The 16228-nt window shown below is 64.1% G+C and carries 9 protein-coding genes and 2 pseudogenes; 2 read left to right on the forward strand and 9 right to left on the reverse strand.

Annotated elements, in window-relative coordinates:
• The 9 genes and pseudogenes from M7H19_RS04635 to M7H19_RS04675 form a co-directional block, all read right to left on the reverse strand.
• Nucleotides 1–275 (reverse strand): annotated as a pseudogene (locus tag M7H19_RS04635) (hypothetical protein); the annotation flags it as partial.
• Between the two features lie 341 nt (nt 276–616).
• Nucleotides 617–937 carry a hypothetical protein gene (locus tag M7H19_RS04640; protein ID WP_298177472.1) on the reverse strand — a complete coding sequence of 107 codons (321 nt, stop codon included), beginning with the start codon at nt 935–937 and terminating at the stop codon, nt 617–619.
• 90 nt (nt 938–1027) lie between these two features.
• Nucleotides 1028–1650: pseudogene (locus M7H19_RS04645) on the reverse strand (transposase).
• Nucleotides 1651–1857: 207 nt separating this feature from the next.
• On the reverse strand, nt 1858–4644 hold the full coding sequence (locus tag M7H19_RS04650) for a DUF3962 domain-containing protein (protein WP_298177474.1): 2787 nt from the start codon (nt 4642–4644) through the stop codon (nt 1858–1860).
• A 20-nt stretch (nt 4645–4664) separates the two neighbouring features.
• On the reverse strand, nt 4665–8108 hold the full coding sequence (locus M7H19_RS04655) for a hypothetical protein (protein WP_298177476.1): 3444 nt from the start codon (nt 8106–8108) through the stop codon (nt 4665–4667).
• Nucleotides 8101–9204, reverse strand: a complete 1104-nt coding sequence (locus M7H19_RS04660) for a hypothetical protein (protein WP_298177478.1) — start codon at nt 9202–9204, stop codon at nt 8101–8103. Before M7H19_RS04660 ends, M7H19_RS04655 begins: the two co-directional genes overlap by 8 nt.
• 31 nt (nt 9205–9235) lie before the next feature.
• Entirely contained in the window at nt 9236–10711 is a 1476-nt protein-coding gene (locus M7H19_RS04665) for a PD-(D/E)XK nuclease family protein (RefSeq protein ID WP_298177481.1), read from the reverse strand.
• A 527-nt stretch (nt 10712–11238) separates the two neighbouring features.
• Entirely contained in the window at nt 11239–11682 is a 444-nt protein-coding gene (locus tag M7H19_RS04670) for a hypothetical protein (protein ID WP_298177483.1), read from the reverse strand.
• Nucleotides 11683–11801: 119 nt separating this feature from the next.
• The gene (locus M7H19_RS04675; protein ID WP_282772746.1) at nt 11802–12410 is read right to left on the reverse strand and encodes a DUF4190 domain-containing protein; all 609 of its coding nucleotides are present in this window, start codon (nt 12408–12410) and stop codon (nt 11802–11804) included.
• Nucleotides 12411–12605: 195 nt separating this feature from the next.
• Here M7H19_RS04675 and M7H19_RS04680 point away from each other — a divergent pair, with 195 nt between their 5' ends.
• Both M7H19_RS04680 and M7H19_RS04685 read left to right on the forward strand, forming a co-directional pair.
• Nucleotides 12606–14687 (forward strand): N-6 DNA methylase, encoded by a 2082-nt coding sequence (locus M7H19_RS04680; protein ID WP_298177486.1) that lies wholly within the window; start codon nt 12606–12608, stop codon nt 14685–14687.
• 24 nt (nt 14688–14711) lie between these two features.
• Nucleotides 14712–16228, forward strand: a 1517-nt coding sequence (locus tag M7H19_RS04685; protein WP_298177488.1) for a class I SAM-dependent DNA methyltransferase, incomplete at its 3' end; no start/stop codon positions are given.

Here is a 16228-nt window from a genome sequence, read left to right on the forward strand (position 1 = left end):
ATCGACTGTCCTGCAGAACCAGGGGTGTGTAGGTCCCTTCCTGAGCAGCTCGACGAAGTGGCGCATGTCGGCCTCCAAGCACGCGGCCTGCGTGCTTGGAGGTGCAGCTCCGCCCACTCGCTGCCGTCGCCGTAGTCGATGAGCGTGTGCGGAATCCCGGTCGCGACGAGGTGGTCAAGGGCGACGAGATCGGTGCCGCGCATCACCTTCACGACGGTCGCTTGCGGACGTGTCGGGAGGTTCCCGCCGTTGCCGGTGTACATCGCTACTCCCACGCCCCGCAGTGACCCACGTGCTGCGTGGGACTCACCTCATTCCACACCGTGTCCAGCGGACATACCGCCACGCCGGAGATCACGTCCAGCGGGGCCGTCGCGTGCCACTATCGGGAAGTTGTGTCGTGGTCACCGCCGCACGTTGCGCCTGGTTCAACAGGTTGAAGCCGCTGGAGAATCTCTTCACGTAGCCGAAGAGATCCCACTTAGTGCGTCGCCCCGAAACTACCCAACGAGTGTTCGGAGATGGCTCTGCCCTTCCCGGCTCGGGATCTTCCGCGAATTCGAGTCGATGAAACGGGATTACCTGGGCGAAGTGGAAGGCCTCTCAGTTCTGCCGGCTAAGCGGGTCCGGCGGGTTGACTCAGTTGGTGTACCAGTCGCGGCCGGAACCGTTGGGCCTCGGTCATCAGCCGGGGCACGATGTCGACGACCTGGGACACCACCTCACCCGCCGCGATCATCGCCTTCGCATTGGTCACGGCGGTTTCGGCGATCGACAGGATTCTATCGGGGGGGGCTTGTAAGTTGTCTCCGCGTAGTTTGGTCTTGGCTTCGCCAGAGCACGAGTTGGCTTCGGATTCCACTGTGGAGAAGTAGTCGTCAGCGACGGGGGCCGCCGTCTGTGCGGCCTCGTCGTACTCCGCGGCCGGACTGGACACCGGGTCGGGTTCGCCGCCGGTCCGAACATGCTGATGTGCTCACCACGTATGTGGAAGTGATCCGCTACGCGTTACGTGGGGTCTGGAAGCTCAATCTGCCCGAGCAAAGCTTTCTTCAGAGCGTGTCTCATTGGTGAGTTTCTTGGGACAGGCGAGGGTTGCAGCGAGGGGAGGAAGGCATGCAAGTGGTTGGCTTCACGTTCGTAGCGCAGAATCTGACGTCGATATCCGATTGGCCAGACGATCGTTCGATGATCCAGCAGCGTCAGCCGAGCTTGTCGGAGAACTCGACGCCGATGGAAGATGAGCCGTGGCAGTACGGCCAGACCTGCGGAGCAGAGGGTGTCGTAGGCCTGACGTTCTGTCGTTCGCCATCGCCGGGATCCTCGGCAACACCGGACGACGGGAGACAGCCTTCACAAGGGTTTGAGAGCGCTGTTGTCGCGAGTGTTGGCTGCCAGCGACTTACACCACAGTCCTGACTTTCTTTATAGGACGAACCAGCGGTGCGTGGTAGGCACGGTGGGTCCGAAGCCGAGCGACAGGTGTCGCCGCACGCATCCGCTGGTCAGTACGAACACGATCGCGAGGAACATCAGCGCTTCGTCTGCGTCCTACGGGAGCTGGCCTGCCAGTGGAATCAAGGGTTCGGCCACAGGCCACAGTCCGTCCGGCATCAGCTTTATGAAGATCGTCCACAGAATAGAGGTCATCCATCAACTAAGACACGCTCTAAAAGCTACGCCGAAACTTCGTCGAAGAATTTCTCTATCTCGCGCTAGCACTCCGAACTGCAACACGCCAAGGCGCTACACGATAGGAATATTCACTGCAACTACTGTTCCCCCTACACTTCTGTCGAAAATTGACTATCAGTCGTCCGTCCCCGCACCAACTCATCTCCTCGCGAGTCCATACACCTAGAGTAGTGCCGTCGGTGCTTCGTCATCGGAATCGATCGGTTCGTCGACTTCATCGAGTTCATTGTCGTGCGGTAGACCGTACTGGGTGGTGAGTTCTGCGATGTGTTGGATCAGCGGGAGTGCGAGTGCTTCACGGTAGTCCTCGGCAAAGCGTTGCTGGTGGAGGAACATGGCCAGGTGTTCGGCTTCGCTGTCGTCCGAACATCCGAGCATGGTGATTTCGAGGAGCTCCGGGTTCCAGGCGTTCTTTCCCGGACGGATTTCTGGCGCTCCCTTGGAGTTGATCCGGTGGGTGAGTTTTGTTGCTTCCACCGACAATGTGTGTGTTCCAGGCTTGGGACTTGTGCTATAGAAGACCCGGCCGTTGCTGTCATTATTCGGCAGTTTCCAGAGTCCTTTACTGATCCCGGCCGAGTCGTCGCCTTTGGGAGCCCACCATTGTGGTGTTTCGTCGCGGTCATTGGTGGCGATGCGTGCGAGACGGAGATGCTGACCGAAGAGTTCGATGCTCTGGGTTGGGCCGTTTGTGTCGCCGAGTTGGATCCGGTCATGGAGGAGACCGGTGTTGGTCAGCCAGGGCCATCTGTTTCGGATGTTATGTGCGTGGGTGACGACTAGAGTGGGTGTGCTCCGCAGCGCGTACAGGATGTTCTGGACGAATGCGGCTACGGTTTTTGTTTGTTGTTCCTTGGTGGAGAGTTCCTGAGGGCGGACCTGTCCGGTTAATTCGATCAACAGCTGTGGATAAGGCACCCACTCGGACATATCAGGTGTGCGGCCGAGGATCCTCTTCTGCCCGGGACGAATGAGAACGGCGACCGGAGTGAATTGTGCTCGTCCTGTCTCGCTGGTGGCCTGCCGCTTGACGAGCCAGAATGCGAGCTGGTTGAGATTATCGGGGATTTTGTCGCCGAGGGAGTGTGGTGGAACGAGGAGCACTCCGAGTTGACGTAGCCCGTCGGCCCATGCCGCAGAGGCTCGGAACAAAGAATCGTCGTCGCCCTCACCAGAGCGCGTTTCCGTGGGGGTGAAGAACTGGCTGACCATGCTGGCGTCGGCACAGCCGAGCCGGATCGCGAACTTGGGGTCGGTGGTGCGGTGCTTGTACTTGTCTCGCCCGTCGAGCTCGATGAACGTGATGGCTGTGGTCTCACCGAGTTGGGAGGCAAGATCGCGTAGATACTTTCGGACAGCGGCGCGGCGGTGGCTGATAGCGGTGATGTGCTCGTCGCCTTTTTTCGGTGGCCGCTCGTTTGTGCTCAAGGGCGCGCCGAGAGTGCCGAGTTCGCGTGCGTGGATGCGTACCTGGAGTTCTGGTGTAGTCCAGCTCCATACTGCGGGGCCGGCCTCATCACGGTGATCGGTTAACCCGAGGTTGGCTTCGGCGGCCTTGATGAGCTGGTCACGCATGTGTGAGGTTTGGTAGAGCAGGACCGCGACGAGTTCTCGCCCATCGAGCGCGAGTGAGGTGAATTTGCGCCGTCGGGCCGCGTTGTCGGCGTCGATGAGCTGGTTCGCTGTCGCCGCATCCTCCACTTGTTGCTCGGTGGCGTTTTTCTTGGGAAGGGACACGTTCGGCGTGAGGAGTTTGGCCGGGTTTTGTTTGATCTTGCTGCGGACCAGCGGGGGCGCCGGTTCGAATTCGGGTGCGAGGGCGGCACTTACCCATTCGGTCAGGCGACGTCGTTCGGCGGGCATGAGCCCGGCGCCAACGCCGTGCCAGCCCATCATCGTGTGATAGCTGGCCCCGCCTTCGATGCCGTCCCGGCCGTCAAGCCACGTGTCCGGTTCTTTGGCGAAGACGTCGGCGGCAGGGAGATTGTCGATGGCACCGATGCGGGCGAGCATGCCTTCAGGGCCGCTCTGTGTCCATTCGATCTGGTGAGTGCGGCGATTCCAGGCGAACTGCGCTACCGCGAACCGACCGGGTCGCTGACCGTCCTCGACGAAGGGTTGCTGGGCGAGCAGGTATGCGGATACACGCCGCGACCCGGGCATGAGGATCTCACCTGCGGCCCAGCGACGAATTCGGGTACTGAGGTGGATCCGCGGCACCGGGGAGAAAGGCACGGTCCGTAGTGACACGTTGATGACCGCGGAGTAGCGCCAGTCGCGGTGGCTTCCGTATCGATTGCGTGCGGCCTTGTCTGTGACCTTGACGCGATGCGTCAGCGGTGGCCAAGACATCAGCTCCGCACCATGAGCGCGGGCGTCGACGGCGACGCGGTGGAAATGAATACGCTCACCGCAGAATTCGTAGGGCGGTAGTGCGGCGATGCGGTCGGCGAGGATCTCGGGGAGCACCCTGTAGAGGCGGGTGGCCGGTTCATAGGTTCCTCCTGGTGAGATGCGGTGTTCGAGCAGGTCGACGGTTTCTGGAATCCAACTCAATTCCTCTGGGTCGACGATGCGGGCTGTGTCGCGGAAAAGCCGCCACGCTTCGGGGCTGGGAGCGAGGCTGTGGAGCCAGGCGCGGACGAGCCGGGTCAGCGGACGCATCGGATAGGCGGATCGGCTGTACAACCAGGGCCGGGTGGCGTCGAAGGATGCGTTGGCGTCGACGGTGACCAGGTCTGGGGCGACGGTGCGGATGAGGGAGTTCAGTTTCCGGATCGGCACTTCCCTGATCCGGGCACGAGCGGTTTCGGACCGGTTGGCCCGATACAGGTCGAGGACGGGTTCGCGCCAGTGAGTGGGGAAGCTCAGCGTGTACAGGTCGACGGGAAAAGCCTCGAGGCCTGGGCTGGGGATGAAGGCGGCGGGCTGGAGTTCGTTGAATGCCATCGGTGTCCTATCCAGGTTGATCAGTTGAAGTCTGCGAGCGCCTGGTAGAGCGGCTCGTAGAGGGCCTGCACGAGTGAACGGTCGAGCGGGGTGGTCGCTGGGTCATCAGTGAAGTAGGGGCGAAGAACAGCTCGCATACTGGCCAGTAGACTGGTGTCGGGTGTATCTGTCGCTTCGAAACCGGCTTGACGGGGTGCGAACGCGGCGTCGACGCAGATGACCCGTGCGGGCACACCGCCGCGAACCAGCCGGCCGATGACCTGCCACATCACGACGAGCTGGTCCCAGGTGAAGCTTTCCTTCTCCTCGGGCGTGAGGCTGCTCCACGCCAACTGTCTGGTGAGGAAGCGGTTCCACTTCTTGCTGGCGGTGCTGCGGAACGTCAGCGCTGCCCGGTCCGGGGTCCCTGCCACGCGGGCGGTGGTGTGGAAGGCCTGGGCGGGCCCGCGCACCTGTCGAACGGCCCAGTCGTTGATCGCGTGGATGGCAAGGGCGATGTCATCGGGTCGTGGATGCGGTCGGGCGAGAAAGTAGACGGTACCGATAGCCGCTTTACCGTCGGGCAGGACGATGTTGTGGCCGCGTTCCACGGCCAGCAGCGGCGCGATGAGGATCTCACTGCCGGTGTCGGGGAATTTGGTCAGCTCACCGCGACGCAGAACCATCCAACTGTTGTCGAGGTCGGCGTCATCGGACGCCAGCTGGGTGACTCGCCCACTCCATTCCGGGATGCGGTCGAGATGGCGTGCGGCGTGTTTGGCTTCGGCGTAGCTGCCGACAAGGAGCAGGATCCGGGCTCGCTCGGGGTCGATCTCCCGGAGCTCGGCGAGTTCTGTATCGAGCATGCTCGGTGCGTCACCGAGACTGCGGTCCGGTATGGCGAGTTGGTTCAGCATCTGTTCGAGAATTTTCTCTCGATTCTCCAGGCTGCTACCGGACAACTTGAGCGGTCTCGGTGGTGACGTGCCAGGCCAGTAGAGGAACTGTGTGCGCAACGTGGTGTCGAGGATCAAATTGACTTCGTCGTCGTGTGGTCGTAAGACCGCGTCGACGGGGGCGTGGACGTGGTAGCGGGTTGAGGTGCCCGCCCAGCTGGTGGCGGACATGAGCAGGACATGGGGCCCGGGCCGGTTATCGACAGCAGGCAGATGAGGAAGGGCGAGGAGCAGCTCTCGACCAACACCGCTGCAGCGGAAGAAACGTAGTTCGCCGCTTTGGTCACCGTCGCCGTTTCGTTCGCCGAGCTGGAACTGGAACCCCAGAACGTTGCCCATCGGGGATTCCGGTATGACGGGTTCGTAGTCCTTGGGCGGGCGTCGTGACAGCACATTCGAGGTCGCTTCGAGGTTGAGTGCGGCCTCGACCCGCGGCCAGAGGATCGTCATACGATCCAGCCGATGGTGCAGCGCGGCCAGGATGAGGGTGAGCTCGAAGCGCTGGGCGTGGGTCTCCAGGTCGTCGGCGATGGCCGGATCCTGCCCGACGAGGTCGAGCAGTACGTTCTGCAAGCGCTTGCGAATCGACGAACCGGCTTGGACGTGCAGCAGTTGCAGCGTCAGAGTGACCAGTGTGTTCGCTGTGGGGGTGACCTGGTCGTTCTCGTCCCGTGGGTCTTGTTCCTCGAGCGGGTTGTCACGGAACTGATCAAGCACCGCCTCGACATACTCCATGCGTATCTGACGCTGCGCGTGGTGCGTCGAGGTCGCGGTGTCCGCTGTTGGATCGGTGTCATGGCCGATCAGGTCGGGGAACCAGGACCGGATCAACCACCGGTGTAGTGTCAGCGCGCTGAAGTAGTCTTCGGTGATCCAGTTGCGCAGTGGTGGGGTGCCGATCAGCAGCGCGTACAGGCGGTCGGTAGCGGCGGAGACGGTGTCCACGGCGCTGGTCCAGTCATCGACTTCCCATGTGGACAGTTGGAGGCGCCCGCGCCGCGCCAGCTCGGCCACCTTGTGGCTGGCGACCTCGTCCAGCCATGAGTCAGGTGATCGGCCCACAAGGGTGGTCGCAGGAGCGAACGCGCGGTCGAGTTGCATCTGTACCCGGTCGGCTTCGTCGACGATCACCAGATCGCTCATCCGACACGCAAGCTCCAGATGCCGCAAGCGTTCAGAATGTAGTGTCGACGGGACTCCACTGTGAACCAGGCTCGCTGGGGTGGCCACCCAGATCCGCGCGTTGACGAGGCTGCGCGCTCCGTGGTGACGCGGACATACCATCCATAGTGGACAAACATGCCGCTTCCGGTCCCTCCGGGGCGAGAAGCTGGTTCGATCACCGGCACGGTCTCGTGCCAGAAGATCGTCGGAGTCGGAGTGATCGCGCCGCACCGGGTACAGGGCGTCGCAAGGGGCTTCGCCTATGCGCAGCGGTTGGCTCGCCTCCAGGCCGCGCAGGGCGTCGACCGGGCATGCGCTGCTGAGGTAGTCGAAGCTGGGGTGGTCGTGGTCGAGCATCGTGTCCGCACCGGCCGAGCCCATGCGCCGGTGCAGCCGTTCGAGATGACGTTCGCGCGTCGAGTGCCCCACGATCGGAGCGGCCTCGACTCCAAGCCGATCGAACTGGTCGACGATCGCCAAGGTCTCGGCCACGTCACCGACGACGATGGTGATGCGTCGACCGGTTTCGGTGGCCGCCCAGAAAGCCAGAATGTCACGTAATGTCGACTTTCCGGCGCCGACCATGCCGACCAGGTTCATCAGCCGGTCGACTCGCAGCTGCTCGGACGGGACGAACTCGCCCTGGGTGTCGTCGCGGATCAGGAGCTTGACCCGCCCGAGGCGCCGAACCCAGTCGTTGCGCTTGCCCGGCAGATTCTGTTCGATCGCGTCCATCTTGACGGCCGCGTCCTCCAGCTCCGTCCAGGTCACCTCCACCGGAGCGCCCGCACCGGGCGGCCGCGCGGTGAGGTCGTGCCCAACAGGACGAGGCACGCTGGCGAGGAGCTCGGCCGAGAACGTGACCGAGTAGCGGCGGTCGCGGACGAAGAATTCGTGTTCACCCGGACCCGCGAGCGGTAGCGAATGACGGGCGAACTCCGGTGGTGAGGTCAGCAACCTCTCGTAGACATCGAACCGGTTCGCCGCGCGGCTGGGCTCACGCGGTACCGGGACGCAGTCCACGTCGTCCAGTAGATAACCACGCAGCTCCTGAGGGACCTGCCGGTACTTCTCCAGTTCACGGAGCCATTCCGTTCGTCGCCGCATGTCCCATAAGTAGTGCCGGCTCCGCATTATCCGCAGTGGTGTATCTGGGGCGTGTCGTCCGAACACTTCGCTGTAGGGATACCCTCCGAACAAGGTCCATGCGTTCCGCGCCGTCTGCTCGGGCATCACCGCCCGCAACAGGTAGAGGCCGAGTTCCACATCGAGCATCTGTCCCGGTGAGAAACTCTGCGGTGTTTTCGGCCAGACCGGGGTGAGCTGGCTGAGTAACTGGTTGTGCCACCGACTGCGGTCACGCATCTGTGGCCTCCGAGACTGTCGTGGCAAGTTTGCCCGAGTGGCCGCGCGCCAGTTCCCGATCCACCCTGGCGAGCAGTTCGGTATCGGAGATCAAATCCACCGCGCCAGCCAGATCGTCGCGCTGATGGTGTGCGAACACGCGGCCGTAGTCCTCGCGTTCGTCAAACCGGTATTGGGGCACCACAAGAAATCCCTCGTCGTAAGGTGGGTCGTCTCGCAGCGGTAGGGCGCTGCGCCCCAGCAGCGCCGGGTTGGCCCGGTCCTTCACGTCCACCGCCCACACTCGGCCTCGCGGTAGCGTGATCCGCAAGTCGTACGCGTCGAAGTTCGGCCACATCGTCGGGCGCAATCCCCGGCGGATCAGTTCGGATTCGAGGTCGGTCTCGGCAAGGCCGGGGCCGGTGATGAACATTCGTAGCGGCCGGTTGAGTTGGTAGAGGCCGCGCCCGAGGCGAGCCTCCACCGTCCGACCTACCCGGGGATGCTGGTCACGTCGGCACCGGTCCAACTCGCAGATGTAGCGATCCCGCCCGAGAGGAACCAGCAAACACCCGCAACGTGCGCATATCGCGTAGGCGCCGTCACGCAAGTAGGACGCGGGCGCGGGTTCATAACAGTGCTGGATCACCTCGCGCAGCGGTGCGAGGTCCAGATCGTCGGTCACCGCGGCGCGTTCGGTCTCGGTGAGCACCGGACGACGGATCAACAGCTTTCGGAACGCAGTGTAGGACTCCGGTGCCTGTGCCGCTTGACATTTTGCGAGCGCTTCCCGCATCAGTTGGTTCTCCACCTGCTCGGCCGCGACGTCTCGTGCCACGACACGCCATTCCCAACACTGTTGTGTCGGCGCACGGGTCAGGCCGTCCACCAGGAAAACGTCGTCGCTGACGAAGTCGTCCGGTAATGTCCATGGCCATTCGTTAATCGGACGCTGCGCTGCCCACCGGATCATGTCCGGCACACTGGCCGGTGGGGTGTGTCCCTTACGCAGGCACAGCAGCACGAGCTGGTTGTAGGCACTCTGCACTGTCGCGTCGTAAACCGGATCACCCGGGCCGTTCTGCCGGGACAGTCGCACTATTGCACTCGCGACCATCCTCAACAGGTTCTCGCCTTCGAAAAAGAGATCAGCTCTCGGCTGGTGTGCGTGTGACGGCACCGTTCTCCTCGTCGTCTTTCTGTTCCGGGTGGTGCCCTGGATAACTTGGGCACCATCGAGATACCGGGCACCACCGACAGTTCTGGCTGGGACGCGCCTCGAATGAGGAGTCCGCTCGCCATGGACCAGCCCATTCGCGCAGGACCCGTCGTGCAGTGGTCACCCGTTCGGGGTCATTCGGGTCGATCAATACGATCTCGGCGCCCGACGGCCGCAGGATTTCCAGCTCGACCCGGCCAGCGCCGCTCGGACCCAGCACACCTGCGGCCAGCATCGCCACACCGAGAGCGAGCTGGGGGAATTCCTCCAGTGGATCCAGGAGGTGTCGCCGAGGCTTCCGCGTGGTCTTGAGCTCCCGCCACACCCACCGTCCCTCCTCGCGATACACCAGGTCAGGCTTCGCCACCACGACCGCGCGCGCCGTCGTGTCGAAGACTGTCAACCGAGGCTCCAGCCGGACGGAGTCAATGTCCGGCGCCTCTTGAAACGGGCACACCTTGACGTGATGCGCCAGCATGCGGGCACCAAGATCTGCGAACTCGCTTCTCACCCGCCACTCGCCGGCTGACCAGTCCTCGCCCGGTCTCGGCATCATCTCGGTGCCGCACCCACCCTGATGGCGCTGGTGCACTTTCTCCAGCCAGGCATGAACCGCCTGGCCCATCTCGGCTTCGGCGCTGTACTCGTAAGCACGCGGTAGATGCACGGTACGCAGGTACGCCTGCGCAGGACATGTCCGGTAGTAACGAAGACCGCTGACCGAGATCGTTCGCAGCGGCCCCTGCCCGGACTCCACGCCCAGCAGCCCAGGAACGCGCACTGGGCCATGGCACACCGCGATCCGCTTGCACGTGGCACACCCGAAGCCGGGGACCACTTCCTCTCCCGTCGCGATCTGGCCGATCCGGCCCCGGCCGTGCTCCGCGAAATACGCTTCGACGTCGTCTGCCGTAGCGTCCAGAAACAGCTTCACCGACCCGTCCACCAGGCCGACCTCCAGCACCCGGACCCGTTTCGCGCCTGCGCGCCCCGACGGTTGAAACGGCTCTGACCACGGTTTCGGCCAGGCAGCCGGCGTGCCGAACGCGGCGACGAACGCTGCGATCGCGATCTCCGCCGGACTGCGTTCACGTGCCGGGCCGAGCCGGAGGAACCGAAACTCGCGCAACCCTCCATCGGGTGCCTCGTAGCGGCGCCCCCACGCATACAGTTCCCATACCACCGACGGCAGAACGCGTTGCACGATCCACGACTCCTGGACCGGGCGCAGTTCCTCGTCCTCGTGTGAGCAGTTCTCGAGGTACATCCGCGTCGCATGCTCGGCATAGCGACGGACGCCGGGATGCACCGACATCTCCTCACGCCGGACCTCTGAGAGCGCATCGCCGACAGCGGCCCCGTCGAACTCGACCTTGTCCAACGCCGCCATCACCGGACCCAGCACAAAGCCGTCCAACCGCTCACTCGGGAATCGGCCTACGGCGCGGGACCTGGGTCGTGTCCGCCACCGCGAGGAGGATGCGCAGGCTGCTTCGTCATCACGTCCCGCGCTCGCTCCGACACGAATTAGGTCAACAACCGGGAGCGCATCAACCTGCTGGCCGTTCACTCACAATCCCACCGTGTCGCATATACGGAGCGTGCCCCAACAGGGAGCTTGGCTCTGAAGCGGATCAATTCCTTCCCCATTTATGAAGCAACCATTTCGAATCATTCGATTGGGCCAATACTGTTTGATTGTGTCGGACCGCGCGGCGAGCTGGCCGTTTGGGTTCAAAGTCCCCGGTACTGTGCCGTGGTTCTGTTATGCGGGTCCTCCGGCTGCTCGACGGACGGTAACCAGTCGAGGAATGCGTATCGGTTCGTTGATCGCAGAGCCTGTCTGGCAGCGAAGTCGCTTCGTGTGTGTTGGTGCAACAAGGAGGCGAGGAATGTGTCCTACCGTCCGCCCCGAGAACTTTTTACTGACTGTCAGAAGACGTCCGTGACCTCGACTTCGAGTTCGGTGGAGGATGAAGAGGTCGAGATGAACTCTTTCTCCTGGTAAGTGATCACGTCGCTATCCAAGGTGAACGAGTTGATCTGAGGTCCACTGTCGCCTCCCAGGACTTCATAGGTGACTGTGGCCGACACGTCGTCGAGTGATTCGGCACCGAGGTAGACGGGACCGATTGTGTAGGTGAGGTTGCAGCCGGCGGAGCCGAAGCACCGCTTGCTGAGGATCTTCAGCTCGATTGTGAAATCTTCTGCGGTCAGAGTGGGAGGGGGTTCCTCTTCCACCGCGGGCTCAACAGGACTTGAAGTGCCCTCGAACAGACGCTCAGGCGTGGGCGCGGCCTTCTCTTCGTCACCGACTGCGCTCATGATCCCCAGTGCGCCGGCGGCGCCGGTGACAAAGGCGGCGACGATGCTCACGATCCAAGGCCACGTTTTCGGAAGTTTCGATGGGGACGTGGTCCCTTGGTTGGTCATCGAGTCGAATTCCACGGGCACGGGACTCCTTGTGGTGTGGTCGCTTGCATTCGGACTCGGGTTCACTTGTCGACCTCGGCGCTGCACCAGACGCCGAACGGGTTCGACTGCTGTGCCACCGTTTCCCCGTCGACGGTGATGGAACAGGTGACAGTGCTGTCGAGGTCGCTGTTGTCGACCGGTGTCGCGGACAGCGTGAGGTGGTGCAAGCCACCGCCGAAACTGAACTCCTGTCGCCAGTCGTCGGTCGGGTCCACCACGACCGTTCGCTGATCACCGAGGTCGCCGTACCGAACGTTGACCGCCTGGTCCGTGGAGAGTTCGAAGACGACGATGTGCTGATCGTCTGTGGGCGCTTGGCCGGCTTCCACGGGCTTCAGCTCGTTCCGTTCGGCTTCGTCGACGACCTTGCCGACCACGCCGACCCACGTGATGCAGATAAGCAGGCCGATGGCGGAGAGGATGGTTCCCGCGATCGCCAGTCCCTTGGGGGCCTTCGTCTTGCGTGCTTTGGCGATACCGACGGCGGAAAGGGTCAGCCCGATGATCACCAAAGGCCAGGCGGTGACGCCGACCAGCGGGATGAATGAGAACACCAACCCCACAAGCCCCAGGACGAACCCGGCGGTACCGAGGCTGTTACGCGGTGTGGTGGAAGGATCGTGACTCATGCTTGCTGCTCCCAGTAGGGCTGTTCGTTGACGTGCCAGGTGCATCTGGCGGCATGAGCTCAAGTTAGGGACGACGACCGCGAGAATGAGAGAAAAAGAATCGATAACAGGGGTTATCAATTTTCAGGTAACACTGGAGCTGATCTTGCCGATAGGCTGACCGCGGCCCGACGATGCGAGGGAGGTGCGGCGCCGTTGCTCGACAGTCCAGCCGTCCCGACACGGGACTCGTTGCTGATGTCGATGGCTGACATCGCGCAGCTCGCGGGTGTCCGCCGCCCGGTGGTCACCACGTGGCGACGACGGTACGCGGACTTCCCCGCCGCGGTCTTCGAAGGGGGCGCGAAGCCGCTGTTCTCGGCCCGTGAGGTGTGTGACTGGCTGGTCAGGACCGGCCGCGCGGAACAGGACTCCGTTGAGCTCGACCTGTGTCTTCACGCCTTCAGCACTGTCGGCGAGGGCTTACCGCCACGTGACCTGATCGCCGTGGTGACGTCGTTGGTGTGCCTCGTCGCTGTGGACGGCGAGCCACTGGCCGATGCGACACCACACGAATTGCGTGATCGCGCCGAAGAACTGGACCCCGAGGATATGTTCCTGCTCACCGAGATCCGGTCCCTCCCAGAATCCTCGAGGCTCCTCCTTTCGCTCGTCGACGAGCTGATCGAGGCCGCGTGGGGGGTACCCGGAGCGTTCGAGCACCTACTGACCGGTCGCGGGCGGTTCGGTGTGCGAGACCTCGCCGCGTGCAGGCCGGAGCCGGAACTGAGCCTGTTGGTGGCCAAGCTCACCGGTGCGGCCGAACGCGCCGGGCACAGTGCCTCGTTGACCGTCGCCGACCCCGCTGCGGGGGCGGGTGATCTGCTGATCCCGCTGTTGGGGCTGTTGCCGGAAAGCTGCGCCCCGGTCGTGAGGGCCGCCGATTCCGACGCCTACCTGGCTCGGCTACTCCGACGCAGGTTGATCGTGCACGGGGTGCCGATCGACGACCAGGACGTGAGCATCGGGCTTGAACTTGCTGAGGAGTCCGAAGACACAGCTGAAGCCCCGGACGCGATCGTGACCCAGATCCCGTACCAGCCCGCGGAGAACCGCTCGGCCATGGCGGTGCTGGACCGGATCGACGACATCGCCGTGCGCCTCGCGGAGTCCAGCACGGGCGTGGTGTGGGGTCCCGCCGATGTGCTGACCGGGCCGCTGTCACGGTATTCCCCGGAGGAGCGGGCCCGGGCGAAACTGCTGGCCAGCGGCCTGGTGGAAGCGGTCATCCGGTTGCCGGGCGGTATGTTGCCGTTCCGCCCCGGCTACGAGACGGCACTGTGGGTGCTCAGCCCCGTGCGACGTTCGCCGCTGCGCGGTCGAGTGCTGGTGGCCGATGTGTCGAACGCTCAGCTGACCACCGCTGTCGTGGACGCACTCGTCACCGACGTCGTGACCTGGCGCAGGGCGGGCCACCGGCCGGTGGAGCACACCCGGACCCATTGTGCGGAGGTCGAGGTCGCCGACCTGGTCGAGGCCGGAGGGCCGCTGGTTGTCCCACGGTTGCCGACCGTGCGGGAACGCCGTACCGAGGTGCCGCGGACGGTCGCCCGCGTGGCGGAATTGGAGAGCACGCTGGCGCGGCTGGCTGACGCGCGGCAGACTCGGCGACCGCGGGTGCGCACCGGGATGGTGCAGGCGCAGCCCACGGTACCCGAGCTGGCGAGCATTGGTTCGCTGATCAAAGCCGGGACGGTGAGCATGGTCCGGGGCGCACGCCTTGATCCGCGCGATATCGGTGCGCAGGGGACGCATCGGGTGATCGGCCCAGAAGACCTGGGTTCTTCCAATGCGGTGCCCGGACGGTGGATCGACCGCGCCGTGCTCGCGCAGCGCTACCCACGGGCGACCTTGACCGAACCCGGTGATGTGTTGGTCACGCTCAGCCCTGTGCCCACAGTCATGGTCGACGACGACGGTTTCTCCGTGGTGGAGTTCCCGGTGCGGGCTTTGCGCATTTCGGCGAAGGGGCGCGCGCGGCTGACTCCCCGGCTGCTGGCGGCCTTGTTGACGGCAGCGGCCGCTCACCGGTCGGACGGCGCGGTACGCGCACCCCGGCGGTTGGAGGAGTGGCGGATCCCCGTCCTCGACGTGCAGACCGTGCGGGAGACTGACCGGATGCTCGCCACCCTGGCCGAGCGGCGCGCGATCGCGCAGCAGGAGCTCGCCGCCGTGGACGCGCTCACCGAGATCGCCGTGACCGGGTTGACCAACGGAACCCTGACCATTCAACCCTGATCCCACTACGACACAGGAGGACGGATGCCCCCACGGAAGCGCAAAGCGGAGCAGGCCGCATTGCCCGGAATGCCGACGATGAAGGACTTGAAGGACACGCTCTGGAAGGCGGCCGACAAGCTGCGTGGCTCGATGGACGCCGCGCAGTACAAGGATTTCGTGCTCGGCCTGGTGTTCCTCAAGTACGTCTCGGACGCGTTCGCCGAGCGGCGCGAGCAGATCCGCGCCGAGCTGACCGAGCAGGGCGTCCCGACTGATCGGCTGGACGACTTCCTGGAGGACATCGACGAATACACCGGTCACGGCGTGTTCTGGGTGCCGGAGGAGGCGCGCTGGGACGAGTTGGCGGCACAAGCCAAACAGGGCAACCCGGGCAGACTGATCGACGATGCGATGGACGCGATCATGAAGTCCAACAAGTCGTTGACCGGGGTGTTGCCGAAGATCTTCAACCGGGACAACGTGGACCAGCGGCGGCTGGCCGAGCTGGTGGATCTGATCGGTGACGCGCGTTTCACCGGGCACGAGAAACGCCCGGCACGGGACGTGCTCGGTGAGGTGTACGAGTACTTCTTGGAGAAGTTCGCCCGCGCCGAGGGCAAGCGCGGCGGCGAATTCTACACCCCCGCGAGCGTGGTGAAGCTGCTGGTGCGGGTGCTGGAGCCGTATTCGGGCCGGGTGTACGACCCGTGCTGTGGTTCGGGCGGCATGTTCGTGCAGGCCGAGAAGTTCGTGCTGGCCCACCAGGGACGGCGGGACGACATCGCCGTCTACGGCCAGGAGGCCAACGAGCGCACCTGGCGGATGGCGAAGATGAACCTGGCCATCCACGGGCTGCACGGTGATTTGTCCAGCCGTTGGGCGGACACCTTCTACGAGGACAAGCACCCCGACCTGAAGGCCGACTACGTGCTGGCCAACCCGCCGTTCAACATGTCGGACTGGGCGCGCAAGGAGGACGACCCCCGGTGGCGGTATGGCGTGCCGCCGGCGCGGAACGCGAACTTCGCGTGGTTGCAGCACATCGTGTCCAAGCTCGGCGAGAAGGGCACCGCCGGGGTGGTGATGGCGAACGGCTCGATGTCGTCCAAACAGTCCGGCGAGGGGCAGATCCGCGCGGCGCTGGTGGAGGCCGACCTGGTGGCCTGCATGGTCGCGCTGCCGCCACAACTGTTCCGCACCACGCAGATCCCGGCCTGCGTGTGGTTCTTCGCCAAGGACAAGACACCCCAGGGCGCGAAGCGGTTGGCCGAGCGGCGTGGCGAGGTGCTGTTCATCGACGCGCGGTCGATGGGCACGATGGTCGACCGCACCGAACGGGTCCTCACCGAAGAGGATCTAGCCAAGATCGCGGACACCTACCACGCCTGGCGCGGCACAGCCTCGGCCCGCAAGGCCGGACTGACGTATGAGGACGTGCCCGGTTTCTGCTACTCCGCGACGCTGGAGGAAATCCGCAAGCACGACCACGTACTCACCCCCGGCCGCTATGTCGGCTCCGCCGTGGTCGAGGACGCCGACGACGAACCCATCGGCGACAA

The organism is Saccharomonospora sp., from assembly GCF_027317685.1.
Lineage (GTDB): Bacteria > Actinomycetota > Actinomycetes > Mycobacteriales > Pseudonocardiaceae > Saccharomonospora.